The organism is Acidaminobacter sp., assembly GCF_030247605.1.
In the GTDB taxonomy this organism is placed as follows: Bacteria; Bacillota; Clostridia; order Peptostreptococcales; family Acidaminobacteraceae; genus Acidaminobacter.
The window spans coordinates 1-26823 of sequence record NZ_JAOTSB010000004.1; the positions used below are offsets into that span (position 1 = coordinate 1).

Genomic DNA, 26823 nt, shown 5'->3' on the forward strand with positions numbered 1-26823 from the left:
CCGAAACACAAAATGGCAACAATCCTATTGTTATCCTTTCAACTGACCCTGTTGACAGCTATTTTGAGTTCACACATTCTGTCAATTTGTCATCTGATACCCTAACATCCCATACTAACCGTGTTGACGTCGATGCCATTGATGACGATCAAACAACCGCCTCTGCATTTGATACTGAGACAGTGACGTTTGAATATCCAAATCCTGTTCCTACTATTTCAGTTCTCAAGACTGCAGATGACAATTCTATTCCAAACACAGGCCAACAGGTAACGTATACCTTCCGTATTACCAACACTGGCCCAGAAGATGTTACCGTAACTAAGATTCTTGACGATAAGCTTGGCAATCTCTTACCTGTTGCCGAAACACAAAATGGCAACAATCCTATTGTTATCCTTTCAACTGACCCTGTTGACAGCTATTTTGAGTTCACACATTCTGTCAATTTGTCATCTGATACCCTAACATCCCATACTAACCGTGTTGATGTTGATGCCATTGATGACGATCAGACCACTGCTTCTGCTTTTGATACCGAGACAGTGACATTTGAATATCCAAATCCTGTTCCAACAATTTCAGTTCTCAAATCCGCAGATGACAATTCTATCCCTAACACAGGCCAACTGGTGACGTATACCTTCCGTATTACCAATACCGGCCCGGAAGATGTTACCGTAACTAAGATTCTTGACGATAAACTTGGCGATCTTTTAACTATCGCTGAAACCAAAAACGGCGACAATCCTATTGTTATCCCTTCAACTGATCCTGTTGACAGCTATTTTGAGTTCACACATTCTGTCAATTTGTCATCTGACACGCTGACATCCCACACTAATCGTGTAGATGTTGATGCCATTGATGACAATAAAATAACTGCCTCTGCATTTGATATTGAAACTGTCACATTTAATTATCCAAGACCTGATAGAGATAGATCTCCAGACCCAGATCCAGACCCAGGTCGCATCGAAATCTTCAAATTCCTCGATGTCGACAATTCAGAATCATATAATGATGGCGACCTTCCATTCTCCAACATCCTCTTCCAACTCTTTAATGAAGATGATGATCTGGTCGGAACCGCCACCACCAACAGCCAAGGCAACGCAGTCTTCACGAATCTCGATGAAGGCACCTACTTCATCAAAGAAGTCCGCGGCGATTACACCATCACAACTCCAACACTTAACGCAGACGGCATGATCGAAGTAGAAGTCGTGGAAGATGAGACCACAGAAGTCTCCATCGGCAACTACCGCGAAGTCATTCCTCCACAAAATCCACCTCTCGGCCCACCACCAGTCATCGAAGAAGTTATCGAAGACAAAGTCCCACAAGGTCCTCCTCTTCCTAAAACCGGCGAGCTTCCTCCATACTTCGCATATGGTTTTGGATCCCTTCTGGTTCTTGCAGGACTGTTCATGAAACGCAAATTCTAACTTTAACAAAATGTTACAACCTATACAGTGTCCCAAAGGTACCTGACGAACTGTCTAAAAGCCTTAAGACCATAGACTGAGCAACCTTTCTCAACCTCCCGTCCGGGTCATCCAAGTGGTGGCCCGGATATTTTTTTTTAAACGGGGGTATCAAATCTATAATTTCTACGTCTAATACGTTATAGTTAAGTAAATTGACAATCAATTTCGCGGGCCCGTACCTGGCACGTTTTTCGGAACAACGACGTTAAATAATCTTGAAAAGATTGAAATTACTTGCTTTCAGCAAAAACAACTTCATCAACTTCATTTTCGGTGTCAGGTACGGAAAAAAGAAATTGTCCGCACCTCCACAAAACCCGCCGCCACCCCCCATCGCCAATAAAGAGGTGACTCCCCCATGAAAAAACTATCGACGCTTCTCATCATCGCCGGACTGCTGATTATTCTCTATCCTTCCGCAGTCCGCGCTTATGATGACTATCAAATGAATAAGCTGTTGTCATCCTTTGAGGAGGATATCGCGGCGCTGGAGGAGATTGATGACACGCAGGTCGTAGATCTCGACTATGCGGATGATTACGAGGCCATGTTGGAGGAACAGCGAGCTCTCGCCACAAATGGCGGTTCAGAGTCTTCGGATCCTACTGAGGGTCAAACTGACACACCGTCCGACACCCCTTCCACCGTCGAACCCGCCCAAGCCCCATCTCAGCCAGCAGCAGCCCAACCGGCACCAAAGCCCGTCGTCAAAAAACCTAAGACGGATACCTTTATCAAGATTCCGGCCATTGATGTGCTGATGCCGGTTCTGAAGGGCATGACGGACGAAAATCTCCGCTACGCCGCCGCCACCTTTGACAATGGCGTCGTCCCCGGCGGCGCGGGCAACTATTCTCTCGCCGGCCACCGCAGCTATACCTATGGCCGCATGTTCAATCGCCTTAACGAACTGGCGCCGGGACACCTGATCGAGATCACCGTGAAGCAGGAGACCTTCACCTACCGGGTGACCGAATCCTTCGTCGTCAATCCAGAGGACACCTGGGTGCTGAAGAGCGACAGAAGCAAGAACGAGATCACCCTGGTGACCTGTACCCCAATCCGGACCGCGACCCAGCGCCTCATTATCAAGGGCGAGTTAGTCCAGTAAGAAATTTGAGGAATTTTTGCCGATGGTCGACCATCGGCAAACCTCTTGAAATGAAACTCGGTGTCTGACACCTGGTTTCGCTTCCTTCGGTTGACTGTTGAAAGATTGAAACTGGGTGTCTGACACCCAGTTTCTTCACCCTTTGTTACAACACCATGACATTTGATTAATTGCGACATAACCACTTGAAATTATCAGATAATTATGCTAGACTGAACTCACAAATTAATAGGTGGGTTAGATTACTTTCCACCGATAAAGGCAAACCAGTCGAAAGGCTGGGACGCAAAGCTAAAGGGCCTGTAAAATGGCAGCCAGCTACCGAAAGGAGAGTTTTTTGTGTTCAAAAAACTTTTGTCTATGATCGTGGCAGCGGCTGTCCTGGCTGCACCGGCAGCTTCCTTTGCCGCTCCATCCGACTGGACTGTGAATAGCGCTAAAGCCACAGACGGCGTCGTTGAACTTAAAATCAACGTCAACACGACTGCTAAATTGAAAGTCCTCGTTCAAAAGGGCGACACCAAGTACTACTATGACGTGCAGTCCCTCGCGGATGAATCCATCCCGCTTCAGATGGGTGACGGCACCTACACTATCGCATTGTTGAAAAACGTTTCAGGCACCAGCTACACACGCCTGGACGCAAAAACGGTCGAAGCCAAAGGAATCCAAAGCTTCGAGCCGTATATGACCGCTAACCCAATTGTTGACTTTGCTGCGGATGACAACGTCGTCGCCCTGGCAAAGAAACTGACCCTCACCTCTAAAACAGACGAAGAGAAAGTCAAAGCGATTTATAATTACGTCGCAAAGAACTTCAAATACGATTACAACCGTGCGAAAACAGTCCAAAGCGGCTACGTGCCTGATGTGGACGCTGTCCTCGCAGCGAATGCCGGCATTTGCTACGATTACTCCGCTGTAATGGCCGCCATGCTGAGAAGCGTTGGCGTCCCTGCCAAGGTCAATATGGGCTACAGCAAGCACATCGCGGAATATCACGCTTGGAACGAAGTCTACATAAAGGCTGCTGACAAGTGGATCACGCTGGACACCACTTTTGACAGCGCTTACCTCAAAGCAGGCAAATCCGTCAGCATGATCAAGAACGCGGCTGACTTTACAACACTGAAGAGCTATTAATCTTTTCAACGGGTTGAAGAGAGGCGAGTTTTATAAAGAGGGACTGACGCTGCAGAGCTTCCACAACTCCCGCTGCTGCAAATGCAGTTGTCAGTCCCAGCAACTTGCGCCTTCCTGTCGAAGCGCGACACGAGACACGTACTACGCAAGTACCCCACGTGGCAATCTGGATGTTTCCTTTTTATATTTTCGCAGCGCCTGTGAGCGCTGCATTTTTTTTGCTTGATTTCAAAATTGAAGTTGAATATTGCCTGATATTAAGAGACACTTAACCTAAGAAAGTAAATTCATTGGTTCATTGAAAGTTCAACCCTCCAAAGTGGATCCCTATTCCTCAAGACCATAGATGAGTTGAACCACGCCGGAAGCATAAGCCTTGGATTCGATTAATTTTAAATTCACCCTCTGTTTGATTTCCGCAAATAAAGGTTTCCCTTCGCCTAAGATAACCGGGTGAACGGAAAGTCTAAATTCGTCAACGACGCCCAAATTCAACAGCGTTGTGATCAGGCTCGCCCCGCCGTAAAGCCAGATGTCTTTGCCTGGTTTGCGCTTCAACGCGTCGATCTCTTCTAAAATATTTTCGCTTATGAATTTAACTTCCTGATTTGTCCCCGTCTGCGTTTTGGAAAAAACGATTTTCTCCATACCGAGGATTAAGTCCCAGATTTCTTTATCATCGGCAGAAGCATAGGTATCTGGGATATATTGGCCCCACAAGTCATAGCTTTTTCTGCCATACAGAATCGTGTCTATTCGGTTTAGGAAATCCGTAAATTTCATGTCCGGCTCCATAATGCACCAGTCAATTTCTCCATGCTTGCCTTCAATAAATCCGTCTAAGGTCACCGCGAGGTCCAATAAAATTTTTCTCTGCTTTTTGTGATCTGACATTTCAACGCCTCCTAACCTTAATCTTACGACTTAAATATTACCCCGTTTTCCTGCACTCCATGCTGAACAAATCCAAAATCGAGGTGAGCTCATGAAGCTTTGGATCGATGGTGACGCCTGCCCCGTCGTCGACGCAATTGTGCGCGTCGGTAAAGCCAGGCAGCTGCCAATCATTCTTGTGAAAAACATCCATCATCACTACGACCGAACTGACCTGGAGATCCAAACGGTTTCAGGGGGCCCGGACAGCGTGGACTTTCATATCATTAACCAGCTGAAGCCCGGAGACGTGGTGATCACCCAGGACACGGGTCTCGCGGCGCTGGTCATGGCCAGGAAGGCCTACGCCATTCACCCCATGGGCCGGGAGTTTACCGAGGACAACATTGATCTCCTCATGGACCGCCGCTTCACCGGCCAGCTCCTCCGGCGCAAGCACGGTATTTATCCCAAAGGCCACAAGGCGAAGAAGGCGCCGGACACCGTCTTCGAAACCGCGCTGGAGGAGATGCTGGACAGGATTTTGACTGATTCTGAAAGAAAGTCTGCCGATGGTAGTCCAAACGAACATCCTCATGAGTAGTGACAGGCGTTGGAATGGGCGGGGTATGGGGTGTTGTGACCATCGGCACATCAGTAATGAAAATAGGCGCTTTCAAGTTGGTGTTTGATATTTTCCTGAAAGAGTAAAGACACGGCCTCTGTTCACTAACATGAACAGAGAACGTGTCTTTGTCGTTTTTTGAAAGCGGAAATTGGTGTCTGACACCAGTTTCCACATCAGTGGCCTGAAGCCTATCGACCCCGGCTTCCTCCAAATCCTTATAGAACCGTAACAACCTCGTCATACCCGCGGCGCTTGGCGCGGCCGTGGAGGGTCTTGGTCTCGTCCCGGTAGCCCAGGGAGATGAGGATGACGGGCTCTTTGCCATCGCCTAATTCGAAGGCTTCTTTGACGGCGGCGAAGTCCATGCCGCTCATTGGGTGGGAGTCCACACCATAGAATTTCGCGGCGTAGAGGATGGACATGGCGATCAAGCCTGAATTGCTTTCCGCGAACTTGATGCTGCGCTCTTCCGTGGAGCCGTAAAGTCTGGCCGCCGCTTCCATGGCGCCTTTGACCTTGGAGGGGTCGCCGCCGGCCGCGTCGATTTTGTCCTGCCAGACCGGGTTTGAGGCCTCGAAGCCCTTGCGATTGCCCACAATGATCAGCGTCACGGGCGCGTCCAGGATCTTGGGCTGCTTGTTGGCGGCGGCGTGGAGCTTTGCCTTCGCTTCATCCGATTTCACCGCAATGATCTCCCAAGGCTGCAGATTGAATGCCGATGGTGCCAGTACCGCCATATTCACAATATTTTTCAGCGTCGCCTCAGCGAGCGGCTTCTCCTTATCAAAAAAATTTACTGCCCTGCGGCTGTCATAGACTTGATCTAATGTCATGGTTTATTCTCCTTTTGTGTGTGATGATCCCATTAAATTTTGGGGGATTAAGGTTCAGATCCTATTTGCATTATTCTCCGAGTCTGCTGAGTTTTTTCATCAAAGCGATCAGCGTCAGCTTTTCTTCGTCGCTGAGGGCGCTGAAGATCTCGACGATATTTTCCAGATGAAGCGGAAATAGTGCTTCCATTTTTTCCTGCCCTTTTTCCGTCAGTGAAATGATGGAGGAACGGGCATCCTCCGGATCAGGTTGGCGCTGAGCCAAGCCCTCCCGCACGAGGTTGTCAATAACGACGGTCATATTCCCGCCGCTGGAAAGAGTCTTTTCAATGATGGCGCGAATGTTCAGCGGGCCTTTGTGATAGAGGATCTCCAAAACGGCGAACTGTGATACCGTCAGGCCACCCTCCTTGATGGTCCGGTATTCTCGCCTGTGCATGGAGGTCGATCCCCTGGATAGCGCTACGAGCGCCCTGAGACTCAAAGTTTCCTGCGAGCTGTAGGTTTTGGATTGCTTTTTTTGATTGTCCATGGCTTCATTTTATTACTAATTAGTACAATTGTCAATGGGGTTGAGTGGCAAATTTATAATTAAGGAAGCGAAGCCAGCGCATCGGTGCCTGCCCTGCTGTGGAGGGTGGGTTGGGTGACCATCGGCTAAAATTCCTCTCATTTCTTTGCTGGCTTCCCTCCTACTTAAAAAACCGGAAGGTGGGACTCCGCCGCCCCCCCTTCCGGTTCTCGCTCTACTTACACCCTCGGATTCGCTTCAATGATGGCTTCGAGCACCGCTGCGCCTTGAATAATCAAATCCGTGCAGCCGGTCTGCTCATCTCGGTAAACGGCTTTCAAATCGACGCATTGAGCGGTGGCAAAGGTCTCTTTGAATTGACTGATGAAGGCCTTTGAAACCTCCACCATCTGATCGCTGTCGTGGGCGACGTGATTGGTGTAAAGCAGTCCAATCACAGCCAGGCCGCCGGTCATGATGCCGCAGACGTCTTCGGTCAGCAGGCCGCCGCTGAAGGGGGCCATGGTCCGGAGTACCTGTGGCGGCAGATTGAGATCGTAAGCTTTATTGGCTGCGGCCACCATGGTCTCCGAGCAGCTGTAGTCATAGTTGGATTTATCTCTGAAGTGCCGGACGGCGTCAACGTAGGTCATTAGTCACTTGCCTCGCTTTCAGTATTTTGGTTATTTTTTGTCTCCCACAAACCATTCCTGGTGCTCGAATAAGGCCGGGGATCCACCGGTATGGATGAACAATACCTTGTCTTCCGGTTTGAAAAAGCCGCTTCGTATCAGTGAGATGAGTCCTGCGAAAGCCTTACCTGTGTAGGTGGGATCCAGAAGGATGCCTTCCTTTTCTGCGAGGAGCCTGACGGCTTCAACCATTTCGTCTGTGGGGAGGGCGTAGCCGGGACCGAGACCATCGTCAAAGCACTGGACGTCTTCCTGAGTGGCGCCGCGGCCAACCTGATAAACATCTGCAATCTCTTGAACCAGCTTCCAGATCCGCGGTTCTTGAGTTACTTTCTTCATGAGGACATTCATGCCCAGTACTTTTGCTCTGCTTCCAGACTCTCGCAGCCCGGCGATCAAGCCGGCGATGGTACCGCCGCTGCCAACCGGCACAACAATATAGTCGAATTCTTCTTTGCTTGAAATTTCATGAGCGGCGATCTCCAGGGCACAGTCCACATAGCCCAGACAGCCCAGGATGCTGGAGCCCCCAAGGGTGATGGCGTAAGGCTCAAGCCCCTCCGCTGCGCAGTCAGCGACCTCTTCATCCAAAGCGTGAAAAAGGTCTGTGTCTTTAGGCTTCAGGATTATTTTGTCTGCCCCCATCAGCCGGTCGAGAAACAGGTTGCCGCTGGCTTTTTCATCTGCGCGGCCGTGGCCGGTAGGATCCGAGAGCACCAAATGGCATTTCAGTCCTTCTCTCTTTGCCGCAGCCAAGGTCAGCCTGGCATGATTGGACTGGTAAGCGCCACAGGTAACGAGCGTCTTTGCCCCTTTTCGCAGGGCATCCGCGACGAGGTATTCCAGTTTTCGGGATTTATTGCCGCCTCCGGCCAGAAGGGAGAGGTCATCTCTTTTTATGTAGAGCGCTGGTCCTCCCAGGATTTCTGAAGTCCTTTTCAATGCCTCAATTGGGGTTGTCCCCTGCATATATTTTCTCTTCATTGGTTTTTTGAACGTCACTGTTCTCCGCCTCCTTCAGGTGGCTCCAACATCAGGCTGACCGCTTCTGTTTTGCCGCTGGCGGCGTCATAATACAGCCTGAGAACGAGGTCCTCGTATCCATAATCCTTATACCCTGAACCCGGGTGATTGTCAATGACCTTTTCAAAAGCGTCCTCGAAGGCTTGCTCGCTGTCGCCAATCCTGGCGCCATTGAAGTCGACGTCTTTAGACAGAATCATGACGTGTACCGCACGGCCATGAGCCTCATCAAACCAGATTCTTATGCCTGAGTGCTTAAACTCTATGCCTGAGTCATTGATGCCTTCTGAGGTCTCATCAAACATAGCCTCGATTCTCGATTGCTTCAGGCCAATCAACACCCTGTATTTTTCAACATTCTCTGACATGGAAGAAAAAAACGCAGCGGTTTCACTTGCCGGCTGGGGCGCAGGCGCATTGGTCTCCGGTACTTCTGAGGCACAGGCAGAAACAATCACAGCCGACAAGACCGCTGCAATTACAATCTTTGATCCACCCTTCAATCCAGGACTCATACCAGCACCACCCGTCACGAGAATCTAAAACTGTCGCTTTTTTGTCTTTAATATATACCCAATCCCACGTTCCAATTACCCGGACAGGTGGTGTGAACGGCTCAAAATTGAATAAATAATTGCGAGTTAAAATGCGAAGGGGGACGGGAACGAGAATGGGATAGTGAGAAGGGGGACAGATACAAATTAACTTGTTGTACCCTTCCCCCAATTTATCTCAATATTTGCATATGTATCCTAATAATAGAAAAAGACAGGTCTTGTAAACCTGTCTCTTCTGAGCAAATGCGTTAAATTAACCACGCTGGAACGAACCAGTTTTTCGAGTCAATTGGCAACAAATCATTAGCCATACAGATTACAGCGCCATTGCCAATCAGTGTTTTACTTTGCGCGTGCTCTCCATATAGTTCTGGGTCTGTGAGCGGCTGGAGTACTTTAAAATGCTTGATGGCATCTTTTCCTGGCGATGCGGCTTTCTTTATTTCAACAGGGTATAGTGTGCCATTTTCGTAAATCAAAAGATCAATCTCCTTCTGATCCTTATCTCTATAGTAGAAAACCGGTGGCTCTTTACCAACGTTTAAAAAACTCTTGTAGATTTCGGAAAAGACATAGCTTTCAAAGAAAGCCCCTGACATGGCACCAGTCTCGAGAGTCTCAGGATCACTCCACTTCAGCAAATAAGCACACAAACCAGTATCTAGAAAATGTAGTACCGGCATCTTAGTGACTCGCTTTAAAACATTTCTGTGAAAAGGCTGAATCAAAGCTATTATCTGAGATGAAATTAATATGGACAACCATTTCTTTGCCGTAGGCGCAGTTATCCCACACTCTTTGGCAAGCTCTTCATAGATAACAGGCTTCGCAGTACGAGCCGCGACGATGGTCATGAAGTTAAAAAACGCCATTTCATCTGCAACTTGAGTTAAATCCTTTATGTCACGTTTAAGATATGTCTCTACATAGGAGCGATAATAAGCCTGAAGATCAATAGTCTCGTCAGTGTATAGCCGCGGCATAGAGCCTTTATGGATTCGGGTATAGAGTTCGTTTAAACCAAGTTGTTTGACTTCTTTAAGACGCGACATTAACTTTTCAGGATCTGTACTGAATTGCCTTGACGGTATATTGTTTAATTCACTTGTAGACAGGCCAAGAAGGCTTATAATACCCACCCGTCCAGCAAGGGTCTCACTGACATCTTTCATCATAACAAAGGATTGTGAACCTGTAAGCCAGAACTCGCCATTACTTTTGGATTTGTCTACTGCCATTTTGATATAGGGTAACAACTCTGTGGCATATTGAATTTCATCTATCAAGACAGGTGGTGTATACCTTTGCATGAAAAGCGCAGGATCTGTTTTAGCCAGATATCTCACATCAGGATCGTCCAGGGTCACAACTGTTCGATCAGATTCTGCGAGGTGCTGAAGTAATGTGGACTTTCCAACTTGGCGCGGGCCAGTAATTAATAATATCGGAAAGGTAGCTGAAATATTTTTAACAGTTTCTTCAATAGCACGTTTAATATACATCGTTTCACCTCTTCCAATTAATATGAAGACAAATTGTCAATAGTCGTCTATTCCATATTCACATTTTATTATAGACAGATATTGAGTAGACTTCAAGTTGAAAATTGTCACTTCGTTTTGAATTGAGAAAATAACATATTAGTAGGTGACACGAACAAAAACAAAATGAGAATGGGGACAGGTACAAAGTTTCTTATTGTACCTGTCCCCATATTTAAGTCAGTGTCTGACACCGAGTTTGACTGAGTGCCTGTCACTAAGTTCATTTCGGTGCCTGTCACCAAGTTCATTTCGGTGCCTGTCACTAAGTCCAACTCAGTGCCAGAGCTTCAAACAATTCACTACAATTCCACTTGACCTAGTCAACCTCACGCCTCCAGACGTGCACCTCGCTTCGCCCCAAACCACGCTTCGCGTGATTTAGAGCTGCGCTTCGGTCACGGGCTGCGCCCTATATAAATTAAAGTGGTCTCACTCTGCCGAGAGCAAGCTCTCTTCAGAGTGAGACCACTTCAGTTTATGCACGTCTTTTAGCTTACGCGATATACTGTACTATCCCCAAAACCAGTCTCGCCGTATTAACTAAATCTTCAATACGCAGATGCTCTTCCAGTGTGTGAGGCTTACGCTCTCCAATGCCCAGGTTGACCGCCTTGATGCCGTTAGCGTTGAACACATTGGTGTCGCTGCCGCCGCCGGTGGAGCCCGTGAATGCCTTCAGACCAATCATGCCGCAAGCTTCCCGGACAATTTCAACGACCTCATCGTTTTCAGAAATCACGAACGGATCATACATCCGCTCTACCTCGACCTCGGCGACAGCCCCAAATTTCTCCGCCGCACGCTTAAAGCAATCCACCATATGCTGAGACTGAGCCGCCAGCTTTTCCTTGCTGAGGCTTCGGGCCTCCGCCTTGATCAGAACCTCCGGACAGACAATATTCGTGGCCACGCCGCCTTCAATGTTGCCAATATTGGCCGTAGTCTCCTCATCAATGCGAAGGAGTTTCATCTCATTGATAGCCGCAGCCGCCACCTGAATGGCGCTGATGCCCTCTTCCGGGCTGACGCCTGCATGAGCCGGCTTGCCTATGATCTTCGCCGTGATCTTGTCCTGAGCAGGTCCCTGGATGATGATCTGTCCCGGATCCCCGCCGCTGTCGAGAACAAAGCCAATCTTGGAATTGAGTTTCGAATAATCCAGATACTTCGCCCCAAAGAGGCCGCCTTCCTCATAAATGCTGAAAGACACCTCAATGTCGCCGTGGGCCACGCCCTCCTCCTTAAGAACGCGCACCGCCTCAATGACCGCAGCGATTCCGGCTTTGTTGTCGCCGCCGAGAATGGTCGTGCCATCGCTGTAAATGACGCCGTCCCGGATCACCGGCTTGATGCCCACCCCAGGTGACACCGTATCCATGTGGCAGCTGAACAGCACTGGCTGCACCGGCTTAACGCCCTTTAAAACACCAATGACATTGCCCGTATCCGACCCGGCCTTTTCGCCGGCATCATCCACACAGACCTCGAAGCCCAGGCCCCTGAGCTCCTCCGCGATAAATGCCGCGAACCGCCCCTCACTCTTGGTCGGGCTGTCAATTTTAACATAGTCCAAAAACGCATTGACGATACGATCCTGATTGATCCCCACTGGAATGCCTCCTTCTGCACGCTTTAAATGGAAAATGGCGCGAAGCCCATTTTCCTTCCTTGTCCTTACTCTTTTTCCATTATACAAAAACTCACCAATGTTTTCCATTGGCGAGGTTTGGGTGGGGTGACCATCGGCGGAAATATCTTTAAAAGCCTTTAAAAGCTTTCAAAACTTCTGCCGATGGTCATTCATCCCAACTTATAATTCTACTTCATGAAGATAAACGCGTCCGGACCAATTGGCCAGCCTGCGACGTACCAGACGATCATGAGGACCGTCCAGAAGAGCAGGAACGCCAAGGAATACGGGAGCATGGTGGAGATGATGGTGCCAATGCCCATTTTCTTGTCATACTTCTCCGCAAAGGCGACGATGACGGCGAAATAGGACATCAAAGGCGAGATGATGTTGGTGGAAGAGTCGCCAATTCGGTACGCGACTTGGGTGAACTCCGGCGAGAAGCCGAGGGCCATGAACATTGGGACGAAGACCGGCGCCATGATGGCCCACTTCGCTGACGCGGAGCCAATGAACAGGTTGATGAACGCGGACACCAGGATGAAACCGAGGATCAGCGGGAGGCCGACCATACCGGTGGACTCGAGGAACGCCGCGCCTTTGACGGCGAGGATGGTGCCGAGGTTGGTGTAGCTGAAGTAAGCCACGAACTGCGCCGCGACGAAAGCCAGGACCAGGTAGCCGCCCATGGTGCTCATCGCTTTGCCCATGGCGTGGGCGACGTCTTTGTCGTTTTTAATGGACTTGGAGCCGAGGCCGTAAGCAAGGCCTGGCAGGAAGAAGAAGAGCGCGATAACGAGAACGATGCTGTTCATGAACGGCGAGTGTCCGAGGATTTCGCCTGTCGTCTGGTCGCGGAGGATGCCTGTTGCTGGTGCGATCATGGCTGCCATGCCGGCGATGAACAGGACCATCGCGATACCGGCGAAGCGGAGGCCGCGTTTTTCGTCATCGTTGATGTCGTGGAGGTCTGCTTTTTCGCTGCCTTTGTATTCGCCGAGGCGCGGCTCGACAATGCGCTCAGTGACCCAAGAGCCTACGAGCATGATAACGAAGGTGGAGACGATCATGAAGTACCAGTTTGCAGTGGCTGAAACCGTGTAAGTAGGATCGAGGAGCTTCGCCGCTTCGGTGCTGATGCCGCCGAGGAGCGGGTCAATGGTGCCGATGAGAAGATTGGCGCTGAAACCGCCGGAAACGCCGGCGAACGCCGCCGCGAGACCTGCCAGCGGATGACGGCCAAAGCTGAGGAACACAATAGCGCCGAGTGGAACGAGGACAACATAACCTGCGTCGGAAGCAACGTTGGACATGACGCCTGCAAAGACGACGACCAGAGTGATCAGACGCTTAGGGGTGCTGATGACGAGCTTGCGGAGGAGTGCCTGGATCAGGCCGGTGCCCTCTGCAACGCCGACGCCCAGCATGGCGACGAGCACTGTGCCCAGTGGCGCGAAGCCCGTGAAGTTTCTCACTGCGCTCTCGAACATGAACCGGATGCCGTCCGGGCTGAGCAGGCTGACTGCGGTGACGGTAGTCAGGGCGGATTCAAAGGTCTTGTTGTCGATTTTCATGAATTCGACCGAGACGCCCGCGTTCGCTGCCAGTGAAGATGCCACGACGACTAATGCGCTAAAAATCAGAAAAATGGTGACTGGGTGTGGAAGTTTGTTGCCGACGACTTCGACGACATCGAGGAACTTCATGAAAAGTCCCTTTTTGTTATTGTCGTTTGCTTTCGCTTTTTGTTTCATACTAAGTTCTGCGCTCATGATTGCCTCCTATAATTTTAATGAGGTAAATGAAAGACACTCTCATCTTACCCAGCACTTAGGGAGCCGTCAACGGCACTCAGAGAATTGGTCGAATTCTTAAGAATTGTGTGTTTGCAAGGGTTTGGAGTTGTTACGGCTTGTTCACAATCCCTATGGATTTCCAGTTCGATTTGAGTGCTTGTTTATTTCGTTGAAAATTGGTTATAACTTAGAATGTGAGTGCTTTTGTTCATTTTTATAAAATGGGCTTGAGTGGTGGTTGCCAGAATATTATGTCAACATCTGTTACGGTTCCGTAAAAAAACGCACCTTGAGCGCCGGGTGCTTGGGCGTCAAAATGCGAATTTATGTCATTTTTTCTTAATACTTAGTTCTTTTTTGTGGTATTGTCTGAATATTTTAGCGTTTTTAACTATTGAAAGCATGGGCTTGCTGCCCGTCAGTTCCGCCCGATGGCATCATAATCCGACAGCCGCTCCATATCTCTGATAACCAGGTGCTTATTGTCCTTGAAATAGAGGATGCCGGCGCTGGCGAACTGCCCCAGCTTGCGGCTGATGGTCTCCCGCGTGAGACCAATGTGTCTCGCCATGTCTTCGCGACTGATGGTTAAGGTGACCTCGACGCCCTCCTCCGTTTCCTTGCCTGAGGCTTCAGCCAGGGAAATCAGCAGCGCTGCCAGGCGGGCCTCCGCGTCGTTGGTGGTCAGGGTTTGGATCAGCTCTTCCAGGTCTACGATCCGGTCGTGAGCATAGGCCAGGAGCTTGATGGCGATCTCCGGCCGTTCCAGAATCAGACGGTCGAAGTCTTTTTTGTGAATGATGCAGAGATGGGTATCCTCCAGGGCCATGGCTTCATAGTCGAAGGTGCCGGTTTTCAGGAGGTGGACGTCCCCCAGAAATTCACCTTCTTTTAAGAAGTAGAGAATCTGCTCCCGGCCTTCCCGGCTCAGGACATAGACCTTCAGACTGCCGTTGTTGACAATGTAGAGGCTTTCAGAAGGGTCACCAATGGAGAAGACGGTTTCGCCCTTTGCCACACGGCGTCTGGAGACCAGGCTCACGACTTGGTCCAGGTCCTCCTCGCTGAGGTTGGCGAATAGGGAGACCTTCTTGGCGCAGTGCTTGTGGCCGCAGGTCAGGCATTGATTTTGGCTGATGATGAATTTGGGGTCCATGGGGTCACCTCGTGGTTGAAGGAAATCGGGAAGAAACTCGGTGTCTGACACCCAGTTTCACCGCAGACATCCAGTTTCACCTTTTTTGTTTTTCTTTTTTCATTCTACCAAAATTTGATCCAAATCACATTCTTATTTCTCATCCTGTCGTATGATGGAGTCACAGAAAACAAAAACACTTGCTGCCGATTGTGGCGGTAAGCGGGCTAAATGGATGTGGGATGGGTGACCATCGGCCATCCAAAAAACCATCAACTATTATGACAGGAGGATTTACCCATGAATACACAATTTAAATTAACAGATAGCCTTGGCGATGTTGTCGCGCGTTTCCCGCTTGCTGCGGATACCTTTATCACGAATCAGATCGATTTCTGCTGCGGCGGCGAACGGTCGCTGGAGGCCGGGATCCTGGAGGCTGGCGCGGATCCGCAGACTATTCTGGCCGCGCTGGAAGCTTCCTATAAGGAAAGTCAGGAGCGCGACGCCGCTTGGACGGACTGGGTCAAAGAATCCCCGGTCAAGCTGGTGAATCACATTGTCCTTACTCACCACCGCTTCCTCAAGGAGACTCTCCCGATGATCTCCGAGCTCATGTTCAAGATTCTGAGAGTCCACGGCGTGCACCATCCGGAGCTCTTCGAGGTTCACAGAAAGTTCAGCCTCCTGAGAATGGAGCTTGAAGGTCACCTGGTCAAAGAAGAAGAGATCCTCTTCCCTGCCATCAAGAGTGCGGAAAGCTACGAAGCCCTTGGCCAGGAAAAGTATAAGGCCCTGATCACCGAGCTCGAGGCTGAGCACGAAGGCGCCGGCGACCTCCTCAAAGCCCTCCGGGAAATCACCGACCACTACACGGTTCCTGCGGACGGCTGCACCACCTATGCAGTCACTTATAAGAAACTCGCGGAGCTCGAAATCGACACCTTCCACCACGTTCATCTGGAGAATAACATTCTTTTTAAACACGCCCGCCAGTAATTGACAATTCTCGCAAGTTGGTGACGCGGTCAGTTTCTGATTGAGTGCCTGTCACCAACTTGAACTGAGTGCCTGTCACCAACCTGAATTTGGTGCCAGAGCTTCACACAATTTGGACACAATTTGAGGAACGCGACCTTCAGCAGCCTCACTTTAATCTTTAATCTTTAGTCTTTAATCTTTAGTCTTCCAACCGCACCACCAACCACATTTCGAAAGGAGCGTCTTTATGTCATTCAAAGTCACAGATCTCGTCACCTGGGTAGGAAAAATCGACTGGGAACTTCGGAAATTCCACGGTGAGGAATATTCAACCCACCGCGGTTCGTCCTACAACTCCTATCTGATCCGCGACGAAAAAACCGTCCTGATTGACACCGTCTGGATGCCATTCTCGAAGGAATACGTCGCCAAACTGGAAAATGAAATTGATCTGAACTCCATTGATTACATCATCGCCAACCACGCGGAGGTCGACCACAGCGGTGCTCTGCCGGAACTGATGAAAAAGATCCCGAACACGCCAATCTACTGTACGAAAAACGGCGTCAAGTCCCTCAAGGGCCACTACCACCAGGACTGGAACTTCGTCGAAGTCAAGACCGGCGACACCCTGGACATAGGCAAAGGCAAGCTTATCTTCGTCGAAGCCCCAATGCTCCACTGGCCTGACAGCATGTTCACGTATTACACCGCGGACAGCATCCTATTCAGCAACGATGCTTTTGGCCAGCACTACGCCTCCGAGCTCATGTTCAACGATAAGGTCGACCAGGCCGAGCTCTACCAGGAAGCCCTCAAATACTACGCCAACATCCTGACCCCGTTCAGCGCCCTCGTCACCAAGAAGATCGAGCAGGTCCTCAGCTTCAACCTCCCGGTCAACATGATCTGTACCTCCCACGGCATCATCTGGCGCGACAACCCAGTCCAGATCGTCGAGCAGTACATGAAGTGGGCGGATAATTACCAGGAGAACCAGATCACCCTCATGTATGACACCATGTGGGATGCCACCAAGCGCATGGCAGAGGCTATAGCCGATGGTATCAAGTCCGTCAACCCCGACGTCACCATCAAGCTCTTCAACGTCGGCCGTTCGGACAAGAATGACGTCGTCGCGGAAGTCTTCAAATCCCGTATGGTCCTAGCCGGCTCCTCCACGATCAATAAGAGCATCCTCTCAAATATGGCCGGCATCCTCGACATTATCAAGGGCCTCGGCTTCAAGAACAAGAAAGCGGCCGCCTTTGGCAGCTACGGCTGGAGCGGCGAGAGCGTGGGGATCCTCAACGAGGAGCTTAAGAAAGCCGGCTTCGAGCTCGTGGACGACGGCCTGAAAGTCCTCTGGAACCCGGACGAAGATGCCATCAAGTCCTGCTTCGAGCTGGGGCAGAAGCTGGGCGCGCTGTAGCATGAAACTGAGGGTTGATAGGCGCTAGCCGCTGACACCCAGTTTCACGGCTCTCAATTCTGAAACTCGGTGTCTGACACCCAGTTTCACAGCTCCCGGTTCCGTCAAGCTTATAAACAACAAAAACCAAAAAAGCCGACTTTTCGAGGTTATAACCTCCAAAGTCGGCTTTTTCATTTTCGGCATTATACAGTTCTGTTGCAGGTAATTTCGCCTGTGTTTGTCTGATTAATTTCCAAGCAAGAAATCCAGAAGGTTCACCAACTCGATTCCGCTTTCAGTCTCTCCGGCATGATAATCCATGGTTATAAGCACTTTCGGAAAATTGTCAGGAATTTTGAGCAGTCCCCCAACTTCCCTCCTTTTCACATTGTCATCCACAATAGAAAGCGAGACCTGATAATAGATTCTCTCCTGACCCTTTTCAGCAATGAAATCCACTTCAAAACTTTGATCCGCACCCACAAAAACGTGATATCCCCGACGAACCAGCTCCAAGAACACCACATTCTCAATAACCCGCCCAAGGTCCATTTCTCTAAACCCTAAAGCAGTCCCTCTTAATCCCAAATCTGCGACATAGTATTTGTAAGGCGCTTTGAGCAATTGCTTGCCTTTAATGCTATACCGGTCCACTTTGTAGATTGCAAAAGCATTTTCAAGGGCCTGCAAATAATCATTGACCGTCGAAGCATGGGTCTTTCTGCCGCTGCTTGTCAGATAATCCGCAATTTTTGTGGCAGACATTAAATTACCAATATTATCAGTCACGAATTTTACGATTAAGTTGATGAGATCCACGTCTCTAAAATTGTTTCTTGAAATGACGTCCTTTACAATTATGGTATTATAAATACCTATCAGGTAATCCCGCGCTAACGCTTCGTTATCTCCCATTTCAGTAAGCCCCGGAAATCCGCCATATCTTGTGAATCTGTTAAAACTCTGCTGCATAGGCTCATCTGCATGATTTGCAGCCACTTCCTTAAACGAAAGGGGCAGCATGTGAATTTCCACATAACGGCCTGAAATGTAAGTTGCCAGTTCAGAAGACAACAGTTTAGCATTTGAACCTGTGATGTAGAGGTCACAATCCAAATCCACCTGCAAACTGGACAGTGTCTTCTCCCAGCCATCGACCTCCTGGATTTCATCCAAAAGAATATAAACCCTTCCTCGATCACCCGCCTGCTCCATTATATAGGCATAGAGCGAAGCATAGTTCTTAAGATGTTCATATTTCAACGACTCAAAATTGAGATGGATGATCTGGCCTTCATCAATGCCAATCTCTATAAGATGAGCTTTAAACTGGCCCATCAAAACAGATTTCCCACACCTTCTGATGCCGGTAATCACTTTGATAAGATTTTTATCCTTGAAATCGATTAATTTCTTCAGATAATCTTGACGGAGAATCATGTTACCCACCCCTTCCAAGTATATTTTATAGGATATAAACAATAAAAACAAACATAATTTATTTTCGTTGTTTATATCCTATTAATTTGTTTAATATTATATTTTGTTGCTTATAAGCAACAAAAACCAAAAAAGCCGACTTTCAGAGTTTGTAACCTCCAAAGTCGGCTTTTTTATTTTCCTTTTTAGTCAATGTCGACCACCTGAGTTGCCGCTATTCCCCCGTCAGCCACCTGTAAGCCTCCAGGATCATCTCGGCGTGATCAAAAGCAAGAGTTCCTTTACCGATGGTCACAACCCCCACCTTCCGGCCCTTCCTAACACCCAAATCCACCCAGCGCTCGGTGACCTCCAGCGACTGTTCTGCCACTTCCTCCCCGTGCCGAAGCACAATCTTGCAGTAGCGCTTTGTGTCAGCCTCCAGCGCTGTCTCGATTTCGGCGACCATCGCCTTCCCCGGTGTCTCAAACCACAACACCTCCAGGTCCATCCACTGGGCGTCGGCGGCGTCATCATCGGCTAAAAGCATTTCTTTGAAGTCTTCGGGCATCACCGAGGCAAACAGCTGCGACACAATCCGGTCCCGCGGGTCGCGGCCCATCTGACTGTAGACGCCAAGGGGGAACACCGTCCCGGCCACCAGGCCCGTCTCCTCCCAGAGCTCGCGAACGGCGCAGGCCTCCAGCGTCACGTCCGTTTTGACGTCGAAAAAGCCGCCGGGCAGCGCCCACTGATCGATGCACGGGTGATTTCCCCGCTTCACGGCCAGGATTTGCCACTTTGGAGTTTGTACAGCAGCCTCACCAGCGCGCCTGAAAACGGCCAGGTCCGCCGTCAACGATGGCTTGGGATACGCGTGGGGCTTGGCGTGGTAGTCCGCCAGAAATTCCGCCTGGGTCTGACCCCGACTGTTCCGTTTCTCCATGATTGTCGCCCTCCCGATAGTTTCATGCCACACCAGGTTCCGAGTTCGTCTCCGTATCTGGTCCCGAGTTCATCGCCCTCCAAAAAGTGTAAAATTACACTTAGCTCTGTCCCCGTTTTCAAAACTGTCCGCGTCACCAAATTGAAAACCGTCCGCGTCACCAACCTTCATTTTAGTCCATTTTCGCCGCGCGAAGCAGCTTTTTGAACGCCGTTGGCAGTGCAAAGTGCTTGATTGCCGATGGTCGCACCCACCGCGTCTCTGGCAGATCCGTTTCCACGGTTGCTGCAGCTTCAAAGCCCATCAAATGCATCTTCCACACACGGTGCGTGAACACATGGGTCGCGGCGCCCAACACTTTGCCGCCAGCTTCAACATCCTCTCGAGCCACAAGCTCAACCCCGTAGTCCTCACGGAGCAGCGCTTCGACAGCCCTATACGCCGTCTCAGTCTTAGCGCCCACACCCTCAGGCAAATCCACCACTGGAAATCCCCAAAGACTCCCCAAAAGAACGTCCGGCGCCCGCTTTTCAATCAGGATGAGTTCCCCACAGGTGACATAAGCCACCACTTTCTCAGACTCAACTTTTGCCTTCGCCTTTGATTTAAAAGGCAGCACCTCAACCAATCCTCGTGACAGCGCCTCGCACGACTCAGCCACCGGACAACGGTCACACGCCGGATTCTTAGGCGTGCAAACGCAGGCCCCAAGCTCCATGAGCGCCTGATTAAAGTGCCGGGCATCTTCAGGCATTTCCGCCATCAGCCGCGACTCAATGGCCTTATGGGCAGCCGGCAAACGAATATCCGTATCATAGGCATACCACCGCGAAGCCACCCTCAGGACGTTGCCATCCACAGCCGGTACCCGCTGGTTATAGGCAATGCTCAGCACCGCCCCCGCTGTGTAAGGTCCCACGCCCGGAAGCTTCAGCATCTCCTCCAAAGACCCCGGAAAAACCCCGCCATGCTGCGCTACCACCGCCCGGGCACACGGAATCAACCGACGGGCCCTGGAATAGTAGCCTAGGCCCTCCCAAAGTTTGAAAACCTCATCTTCCTCAGCCGAAGCCAGCGACTGAACCGTAGGAAATCGCTCAACAAACCGCAAAAAATACCCAATCACCGTCACCACCTGGGTCTGCTGCAGCATGACCTCAGACAGCCAGATCCTGTAGGGGTCATGACTTTCCCGCCACGGCAAATCCCGGGCATTCAAAAAATACCATTCCAGCAGCCGTTGCGGCCGAGAGTTGCGCGACTGAACCATCGGCACACCCTCAATCTCACCCTCACGCCCACGCTCTATCCTGTTCATTTTCTCCACGCGTCCACCCCCTCCATCAGCAAGTATCAAATCACAACAACTCTTCCTGATCCAAACAAAAAACAAGGCAGCCCACCGGGCTGCCCACCACTAACCAAATCAATAAAACTTCCAGCAAACCGCCTCACCCTCATACTAGCACGTTCCGCGCTATTCGAAAAGCGTCAGGTAGTCGCCGTAGCCCTCTTCCTCAAGATCCTCAACCGGCACAAACCTCAAGGAAGCCGAATTGATACAATATCGCAGCCCCGTCGGGTCAGGTCCATCCTCGAAAACATGCCCGAGATGGGAATCCCCCAGACGGCTGCGCACCTCCACCCGGGCCATGCCCAGGGTCAAATCCGCAAACTCCCGCACCGTCCCAGACTCAATAGGCTGCGTAAAGCTCGGCCAGCCTGTCCCGGAATCAAATTTGTCCAGCGAGCTAAACAGAGGCTCCCCGGACACCGCGTCCACATAGATCCCGGCATCCTTCAGGTCATGATACGGATTGTCAAAGGCCCGCTCCGTCCCATCCGCCTGTGTCACCTCAATCGCCAAATCATCCAGCGATGCCACCCGCGTCTCCAAATGGTAGAAGCCGTCCACAACCCGGTCCCCCCAAACCTCAGCCAGCCATTCATCCCGCCCGCTGGCCGTCCGGTAGGCCTCATAGTTCGACGAATTCAAGTCGCAAAAATCCTGATGGTAGTCCTCCGCCAGATAGAAACCCGTCAAATCCCGCACCTCCGTCACCACGGGCGCATCAAACACACCCGTCGCGTTCAGCCGTGCGACCAGATCCTCCGCCACCGCCCGCTCCGCCTCATCAGCCACGAAGATTGCCGTCCGGTACTGCGGCCCCCGGTCGTAGAACTGGCCACCATCGTCCGTTGGGTCGATGTGCGTCAGAAAATACCGCACCAGCTGCTCGTAATCCACCCTTTCAGCGTCATAAAACACCTTGACCGCCTCGTAATGGGCCGTCTCCTTGCTGGACACCGCCTCATAAGTCGCATCGCCCTCAGCACCCCCCGAGTAGCCCGACACGACCTCCACGACCCCGCGCAGCTTCTGAAAATCAGACTCCGTACACCAGAAGCAGCCACCCGCGAACACCGCCGACTCATAAGCCTCCAGCGCCTCCAGATCCAGCGCGGGCATTGCCGTCGGCAGTGGCTCAGCCCCACCAGCCGGCGCCTGTGAAGGTGCCTGGACCCCACACCCGCCGAGGCCAATAGCCAGCGCGGTCACCGTCAGGATCCCAAAAGCCCTCAAAAACTTCTTCTGCCGATGGTCCCTTCCATCAACACCCCCGCCTTCAGAAGCGGTCCGGCCAAATCTACGACGCCAAAAGATATCACCTAACCGGTTTCTCATAGCCCTATACCTCCTGATCTCCAGTGAGACCATTCAAAAAAAACAAGCAACAACGATACTCAAACTTACTTTGGATTTATACCCATTTTGCGACCGTTACAATCGGCTGAGCCACCGCCTTAATCCTTTTCTAATCTCTTCAACTCTCAACGGATCGTGCTATACTGAAATTAACGAAAAGCGGACAAAAAAGACGTCACACGAACGAAGGGAGGCCCCGCCATGACCCACACCGACCTCACCACAGGCGACATCAAAGCCCACATCAAGCGCCTGACCATCCCCGCCAGCATTGGGTGGTTCTTCAACACCATGTTCAACGTAGTGGACACCTTCTATGCCGGGAAGATCAGCACCACTGCCCTGGCGGGGCTCTCCATGTCCTTTCCCATCTTCTTCATGGTGATCGCATTCAGCTCGGGGCTGGGCACCGGGTCCACCGCCCTAATCTCGAACGCCCTCGGCCGGAAGTCCCGGGAGGACTACCACCGGCTGGGACTCAACGCCCTGGTTCTGGCCTGGATCCTGGGACTAGGCCTCATGGCAGTGGGACTCCTTGCCGGACGTCCAATTTTTGAGCTCATGGGTGCCGGGGGCGAGGTGCTGGATTACGGGGTCCGCTACATCGATGTGATCTTTTTGGGCGCGGTCTTCTTCATCTCCAATCACATATTGAATGCCATGCTGGCTTCCCAGGGGGATACCCGTTCCAACCGGAACTATCTGTTTGTGGCCTTCGTGCTCAACATCATCCTGGATCCTATTTTCATGTTCGGGTGGCTGGGTTTTCCGGCCATGGGCACCGCGGGCGTGGCCCTCGCCACCATTCTGGTGCAGCTCTACGGCAATGTCTATCTGGCCAGGAAGGTCGTTAAAAGCCCGGCCTTCAGCCTGCATCTTCTGAAGACCGCGCGGCTATCCGTCAGAACCATGCTGGAGATCCTGCACCAGGCCTTGCCGGCCAGCCTCAACATGATGACGAATTCCCTGGGACTGTTCATAGTCAACGCCTACGCCATGCGCTACGGCGGCGACGCGGTAGTCGCGGCCTATGGCGCCTCCCTCCGGATCGAGCAGCTGACAACGCTGCCGGCCCTGGGCCTCAACATGGCTGCCCTCACCATAGCCGGCCAGAACTTTGGCGCCGGGCGCCTGGACCGGGTGCGCGAGGTCTACAGGCAGTGTCTGAAGTACGGCTTTGTCCTCATGACCTCCGGCATGGTGGTCATCTTCCTGCTGGCCAGGGTGCTGATCTCCACCTTCAACAATGACCCCGCTGTGGTCTCCGCGGGTATTACCATCATCCGCATCGTCGTTCTGGTCTTCAATGCCTACATGCTGGTCAACGTCTCCCTCGCCATCATGCAGGCCTCAAAGCGGCCATATGTCGCCATGGGCATTGGCTTCCTGCGGCAGATTGCTCTGCCGTCCTTCATGTTTTATTTCCTGGGTACGACCCTTGCCATGGGCGTCCGGGGCATCTGGACGGGACTTGTCATTAACAACTGGATCGCCGCGGCGGTGGCGGTGCTGTATGCCCACAGGACCCTCCGGCGGATGGAGGAAGCAAGACGCCCTCAGTAGCCAGATTCCAACCTTTTTAGCCGATGGTTGAAACTCGGTGTCAGACACCGAGTTTCTCGTTGGTGGAAGTGACCACCGGCAGAAAGCATCCTTATCTATCGATTTCGCCCAATTATTATAGTCATAACTATAATAGTCTTGACTATAATATTCGTAAGTGATATTTTCATAGTAAGAGGGTGATTGGATGTTTTATGGAAGAAGTCACGAGCTCGACTTTTTGAATCAAAAATATAATACTAAGCAAGCTGAATTCGTTGTGCTGTATGGACGCCGCCGGATAGGAAAAACTTCACTCATCAGAGAATTCATAAAAGATAAGCGGCATTTCTTCTACTCCGCTGTTCAGGTCACAGACAATGTTCAGCTCTCTAAGGTGTCCGAGTTGATTTTCGATACTTTTGGAAAAAGCGCTTATATGAACAGTTTTGAAGATTGGGAGAAAGCGCTCAACTACCTCGGGGATCTATCCGAGGGTGGAGAGAAAATCGTGATCGCCATTGATGAGTTCCCTTACATGGCACAAGGTAATCCAAGTCTGGCATCAGTTCTACAGAAGGTGTGGGATCTGTCATTAAGCCATAAAAATGTAATGATGGTTTTGTGCGGCTCAGCCATGAGTTTCATGGAGCATGAGGTATTAGGCGAAAAGAATCCTTTATATGGAAGAACAACTGGAATCATAAAACTAAATGAGCTGGATTTTGATATAGCACGTCAGTTTTTTGGAGCAGGAAACATTACAGAGCATTTAAAATATTTTGCAGTTTTCAGCGGTGTGCCGTATTATCTGCAAATGATCAATCCGGATCTAACTTTTGAGCAAAATCTGCTTAAAAATATTTTTTCAGTCAATTCTGTCCTGTTTAACGAAACTGAGTTTTTGCTGAAACAGGAGCTTCGTGAAGTTGCTCAATATAATGCGATTGTTGAATCCATCGCTCACGGAGATACCAGGCTGAATGATATATTTATGAAGACCGGCATTGAGAAAACGAAGTTACCCTACTATATTGGTAATCTCATTGACCTTGGAATCGTCCGCCGCGAATTCCCTGCTGACATGAAAGACAAAGAGAAATCGAAGTCAAAATCAGGTTTGTACAAGTTGGATAATGGCTTTTTCAGGTTTTATTATGCGTTTGTATATCCTTATATGTCAGCGATCCTGGAAGGAAATGCCAACATCATCCTCGAAGAAGTTGTAACGCCTAGAGTGGATGAATACATCGCTTATGAGTTCGAAAATGTAGTGAGGCGACACGTACAGCGCTGGGCAGGAGAGAATAAACTACCAATCAGACCAGTAAAAGTTGGCCGATGGTGGGCGAAAGACCAAGAGATCGATGTCATGGGCATAGATCTGCATGGCAACTTGATCCTTGGAGAATGTAAATGGCAACTCAAAAAAATGGGGCTTAATCACTTGAACCAGCTTAAAATAAAAGCTGAGAATTTCGACTTAAACAATAAAAAAGTCTACTTCATGCTGTTTTCAAAATCGGGATTTACGGAAGAACTAACTCAAGTTGCTGAATCAGAGGAAACACTGATTCTATGCGATTATTCAGGTGAAGAGGTTAGAATTATTAAGGCATAGGCATATCGCAACAGATTAGAACGATATTTTCATCACCAACAAAAGCTGTTCTGGGATTGAATCTCCGGGACAGCTTTTCATTTTTGAGAGTAACTCGGGGTCAATAGATTTAAGTTGCGGACACCCTTTTCCACCTCTTCCCAAAAATTCAGCCGATGGTCACCCAGCCAAAAAAGCCAGATTTAGTGACCATCGGCAAAAACAACCTTACTTATTCGGATAAATGAATAGGAAATTATTAAAGCGCCCCTGTTCGTCATAGAGGCTCACGGCAATTTCCGTCTCATCATCCAGACTGAAGCTTTCACTGCTCCAGCCCAGGCTCCCGCTCTGAGGCGGCAGAGACAAGTCATTGCTTGTGTTCATGCGCCACTCGTACTCCATATCCGCGTGATGGGTGACGGCAGCCGCGACCGAGGACTCTTTAACGTCCAGGCTCAGCAGCTCCAGCTCCCGCGCCTCTAAAGCCGGCACGGTGGCTGTGCCCTCAAACACAAGGGATTCTGCGGCTGTCACGTCATAAACCTGGCAGGTCGCCTCTAAATTGGGCGCATACAGCGAATAGAGGTGCCTAAGATCCTCAACCATAATGACGTGTTCGTCGAAGTCCTTGTTATAGGTCTCATCGCTGGTTTCATAGATGCCTTCAATCCGGTCCGCGCCTTCACGGGGTGTAATCACCACTTTGAATTTGCGGTCCGCGTCCCCGGGCGCGCTGATGATCACATCATAGCCAACGGGAATATGCGCGTATTCGCCTGCCACGACATAAAACTCATTCAGATCCGGCGCATAACGCCCCTCATAGCTAAATTGAACTTTTACCTCTCGGTCCGCCGGCGCCTCAGACACTTGCTCTGTTTCGCCCGTCTGAGGCTCAGCGTTTAGATCCGAATCACTGCACCCCGTCACCAGAACTAACAGCACCAGGACTGCGAGTATTACCCAAACCTTACTTTTCACACGTTCTCCACCCTTCTCAAAATATATTATGCCTTTTGACTGTAACTCTCCCAGAGCTTTTAGCCGATGGTCATATATCCCGCTCCAAACCACGCAAAGCTCTGATTTCTGTTTACTTTACAGATATTATATAATTTATTTCACCATTACGAAATAATAACATTGTTCTTTCATGTGGTCACCTATCCACATTTTCCTCTACATGGAAGCTGCAGATCGACGGAGACTTCCGCCCCCTCTTCCCCACATCCCACAGCACACAAA

The 26823-nt window shown here is 50.3% G+C and carries 23 protein-coding genes and 1 riboswitch; of the genes, 8 read left to right on the plus strand and 15 right to left on the minus strand.

Going from position 1 to position 26823, the window contains the following annotated elements; translation table 11 throughout:
* The 3 genes from OEL90_RS02780 to OEL90_RS15120 all read left to right on the plus strand — a co-directional run.
* The coding region (locus OEL90_RS02780) for a prealbumin-like fold domain-containing protein (RefSeq protein ID WP_300687075.1) at positions 1-1448 on the plus strand (1448 nt) is incomplete at its 5' end.
* Positions 1449-1848: 400 nt separating this feature from the next.
* Complete coding sequence (locus tag OEL90_RS02785; RefSeq protein WP_300687076.1) at positions 1849-2601, plus strand: class D sortase; 753 nt, start codon at positions 1849-1851, stop codon at positions 2599-2601.
* Between the two features lie 250 nt (positions 2602-2851).
* Positions 2852-2927, plus strand: a riboswitch (cyclic di-GMP riboswitch).
* Positions 2928-2940: 13 nt separating this feature from the next.
* A complete protein-coding gene (locus tag OEL90_RS15120; RefSeq protein ID WP_291404053.1) occupies positions 2941-3744 on the plus strand; it encodes a transglutaminase-like domain-containing protein in 804 nt (267 codons plus the stop codon).
* A gap of 327 nt (positions 3745-4071) precedes the next feature.
* On the opposite strand, the gene OEL90_RS02795 is transcribed toward OEL90_RS15120, so the two are convergent.
* A complete protein-coding gene (locus OEL90_RS02795; RefSeq protein ID WP_291404054.1) occupies positions 4072-4638 on the minus strand; it encodes a dihydrofolate reductase family protein in 567 nt (188 codons plus the stop codon).
* Between the two features lie 91 nt (positions 4639-4729).
* Here OEL90_RS02795 and OEL90_RS02800 point away from each other — a divergent pair, with 91 nt between their 5' ends.
* The gene (locus OEL90_RS02800; RefSeq protein WP_291404055.1) at positions 4730-5221 is read left to right on the plus strand and encodes a YaiI/YqxD family protein; all 492 of its coding nucleotides are present in this window, start codon (positions 4730-4732) and stop codon (positions 5219-5221) included.
* A 239-nt stretch (positions 5222-5460) separates the two neighbouring features.
* Here the strand turns inward: OEL90_RS02800 and OEL90_RS02805 are convergent, their stop codons facing one another.
* The 9 genes from OEL90_RS02805 to OEL90_RS02845 form a co-directional block, all read right to left on the minus strand.
* Entirely contained in the window at positions 5461-6078 is a 618-nt protein-coding gene (locus tag OEL90_RS02805) for a nitroreductase family protein (protein ID WP_291404056.1), read from the minus strand.
* Positions 6079-6148: 70 nt separating this feature from the next.
* A complete protein-coding gene (locus tag OEL90_RS02810; protein WP_291404057.1) occupies positions 6149-6517 on the minus strand; it encodes a MarR family winged helix-turn-helix transcriptional regulator in 369 nt (122 codons plus the stop codon).
* Positions 6518-6828: 311 nt separating this feature from the next.
* Positions 6829-7242 (minus strand): C-GCAxxG-C-C family (seleno)protein, encoded by a 414-nt coding sequence (locus OEL90_RS02815; RefSeq protein WP_291404058.1) that lies wholly within the window; start codon positions 7240-7242, stop codon positions 6829-6831.
* A 30-nt stretch (positions 7243-7272) separates the two neighbouring features.
* Entirely contained in the window at positions 7273-8283 is a 1011-nt protein-coding gene (locus tag OEL90_RS02820) for a D-cysteine desulfhydrase (RefSeq protein WP_291404059.1), read from the minus strand.
* Positions 8280-8819: a hypothetical protein gene (locus OEL90_RS02825; protein ID WP_291404060.1), complete on the minus strand. Its 540-nt coding sequence runs from the start codon at positions 8817-8819 to the stop codon at positions 8280-8282. The genes OEL90_RS02820 and OEL90_RS02825 overlap by 4 nt, the downstream gene beginning before the upstream one ends.
* A gap of 290 nt (positions 8820-9109) precedes the next feature.
* Positions 9110-10363 (minus strand): ATP-binding protein, encoded by a 1254-nt coding sequence (locus OEL90_RS02830; RefSeq protein WP_300687077.1) that lies wholly within the window; start codon positions 10361-10363, stop codon positions 9110-9112.
* 535 nt (positions 10364-10898) lie between these two features.
* Positions 10899-12014, minus strand: a complete 1116-nt coding sequence (locus tag OEL90_RS02835; protein WP_291404062.1) for a M20/M25/M40 family metallo-hydrolase — start codon at positions 12012-12014, stop codon at positions 10899-10901.
* 209 nt (positions 12015-12223) lie between these two features.
* Positions 12224-13807: an AbgT family transporter gene (locus OEL90_RS02840; RefSeq protein WP_330583766.1), complete on the minus strand. Its 1584-nt coding sequence runs from the start codon at positions 13805-13807 to the stop codon at positions 12224-12226.
* Between the two features lie 442 nt (positions 13808-14249).
* Complete coding sequence (locus OEL90_RS02845; RefSeq protein WP_291404063.1) at positions 14250-14987, minus strand: Crp/Fnr family transcriptional regulator; 738 nt, start codon at positions 14985-14987, stop codon at positions 14250-14252.
* A 279-nt stretch (positions 14988-15266) separates the two neighbouring features.
* On the opposite strand from OEL90_RS02845, the gene ric reads away from it, so the two are divergent.
* Together ric and OEL90_RS02855 are read left to right on the plus strand one after the other, a co-directional pair.
* On the plus strand, positions 15267-15965 hold the full coding sequence (gene ric / locus OEL90_RS02850) for an iron-sulfur cluster repair di-iron protein (RefSeq protein ID WP_291404064.1): 699 nt from the start codon (positions 15267-15269) through the stop codon (positions 15963-15965).
* A gap of 229 nt (positions 15966-16194) precedes the next feature.
* Entirely contained in the window at positions 16195-17379 is a 1185-nt protein-coding gene (locus OEL90_RS02855) for an anaerobic nitric oxide reductase flavorubredoxin (protein WP_300687080.1), read from the plus strand.
* Positions 17380-17607: 228 nt separating this feature from the next.
* Here the strand turns inward: OEL90_RS02855 and OEL90_RS02860 are convergent, their stop codons facing one another.
* The 4 genes from OEL90_RS02860 to msrB all read right to left on the minus strand — a co-directional run bounded on the left by OEL90_RS02860 (position 17608) and on the right by msrB (position 22181).
* Positions 17608-18801, minus strand: a complete 1194-nt coding sequence (locus OEL90_RS02860) for an ATP-binding protein (protein WP_291404066.1) — start codon at positions 18799-18801, stop codon at positions 17608-17610.
* 214 nt (positions 18802-19015) lie between these two features.
* Complete coding sequence (locus OEL90_RS02865; protein WP_291404067.1) at positions 19016-19726, minus strand: NUDIX domain-containing protein; 711 nt, start codon at positions 19724-19726, stop codon at positions 19016-19018.
* Positions 19727-19898: 172 nt separating this feature from the next.
* Positions 19899-21044: an A/G-specific adenine glycosylase gene (mutY, locus tag OEL90_RS02870; protein ID WP_291404071.1), complete on the minus strand. Its 1146-nt coding sequence runs from the start codon at positions 21042-21044 to the stop codon at positions 19899-19901.
* Between the two features lie 159 nt (positions 21045-21203).
* Positions 21204-22181, minus strand: coding sequence for a peptide-methionine (R)-S-oxide reductase MsrB (msrB, locus tag OEL90_RS02875; RefSeq protein ID WP_414635012.1), 978 nt, complete (start codon positions 22179-22181; stop codon positions 21204-21206).
* A 453-nt stretch (positions 22182-22634) separates the two neighbouring features.
* On the opposite strand from msrB, the gene OEL90_RS02880 reads away from it, so the two are divergent.
* Both OEL90_RS02880 and OEL90_RS02885 read left to right on the plus strand, forming a co-directional pair.
* Positions 22635-23996, plus strand: coding sequence for an MATE family efflux transporter (locus OEL90_RS02880; RefSeq protein WP_300687083.1), 1362 nt, complete (start codon positions 22635-22637; stop codon positions 23994-23996).
* Positions 23997-24183: 187 nt separating this feature from the next.
* Complete coding sequence (locus OEL90_RS02885; protein WP_291404628.1) at positions 24184-25596, plus strand: ATP-binding protein; 1413 nt, start codon at positions 24184-24186, stop codon at positions 25594-25596.
* A 207-nt stretch (positions 25597-25803) separates the two neighbouring features.
* On the opposite strand, the gene OEL90_RS02890 is transcribed toward OEL90_RS02885, so the two are convergent.
* On the minus strand, positions 25804-26559 hold the full coding sequence (locus OEL90_RS02890; protein ID WP_291404627.1) for a hypothetical protein: 756 nt from the start codon (positions 26557-26559) through the stop codon (positions 25804-25806).
* Positions 26560-26823: the final 264 nt, after the last annotated feature.

Excerpts from the sequence above, each read along its gene's own strand:
- OEL90_RS02785 (WP_300687076.1), top strand. The coding sequence starts at position 1,849 with ATGAAAAAACTATCGACGCTTCTCATCATCGCCGGACTGCTGATTATT.
- OEL90_RS02795 (WP_291404054.1), bottom strand. The coding sequence starts at position 4,638 with ATGTCAGATCACAAAAAGCAGAGAAAAATTTTATTGGACCTCGCGGTG.
- OEL90_RS02800 (WP_291404055.1), top strand. The coding sequence starts at position 4,730 with ATGAAGCTTTGGATCGATGGTGACGCCTGCCCCGTCGTCGACGCAATT.
- OEL90_RS02805 (WP_291404056.1), bottom strand. The coding sequence starts at position 6,078 with ATGACATTAGATCAAGTCTATGACAGCCGCAGGGCAGTAAATTTTTTT.
- OEL90_RS02810 (WP_291404057.1), bottom strand. The coding sequence starts at position 6,517 with ATGCACAGGCGAGAATACCGGACCATCAAGGAGGGTGGCCTGACGGTA.
- OEL90_RS02815 (WP_291404058.1), bottom strand. The coding sequence starts at position 7,242 with ATGACCTACGTTGACGCCGTCCGGCACTTCAGAGATAAATCCAACTAT.
- OEL90_RS02825 (WP_291404060.1), bottom strand. The coding sequence starts at position 8,819 with ATGAGTCCTGGATTGAAGGGTGGATCAAAGATTGTAATTGCAGCGGTC.
- OEL90_RS02830 (WP_300687077.1), bottom strand. The coding sequence starts at position 10,363 with ATGTATATTAAACGTGCTATTGAAGAAACTGTTAAAAATATTTCAGCT.
- OEL90_RS02840 (WP_330583766.1), bottom strand. The coding sequence starts at position 13,807 with ATGAGCGCAGAACTTAGTATGAAACAAAAAGCGAAAGCAAACGACAAT.
- OEL90_RS02845 (WP_291404063.1), bottom strand. The coding sequence starts at position 14,987 with ATGGACCCCAAATTCATCATCAGCCAAAATCAATGCCTGACCTGCGGC.
- ric (WP_291404064.1), top strand. The coding sequence starts at position 15,267 with ATGAATACACAATTTAAATTAACAGATAGCCTTGGCGATGTTGTCGCG.
- OEL90_RS02855 (WP_300687080.1), top strand. The coding sequence starts at position 16,195 with ATGTCATTCAAAGTCACAGATCTCGTCACCTGGGTAGGAAAAATCGAC.
- OEL90_RS02860 (WP_291404066.1), bottom strand. The coding sequence starts at position 18,801 with ATGATTCTCCGTCAAGATTATCTGAAGAAATTAATCGATTTCAAGGAT.
- OEL90_RS02865 (WP_291404067.1), bottom strand. The coding sequence starts at position 19,726 with ATGGAGAAACGGAACAGTCGGGGTCAGACCCAGGCGGAATTTCTGGCG.
- mutY (WP_291404071.1), bottom strand. The coding sequence starts at position 21,044 with ATGAACAGGATAGAGCGTGGGCGTGAGGGTGAGATTGAGGGTGTGCCG.
- OEL90_RS02880 (WP_300687083.1), top strand. The coding sequence starts at position 22,635 with ATGACCCACACCGACCTCACCACAGGCGACATCAAAGCCCACATCAAG.
- OEL90_RS02885 (WP_291404628.1), top strand. The coding sequence starts at position 24,184 with ATGTTTTATGGAAGAAGTCACGAGCTCGACTTTTTGAATCAAAAATAT.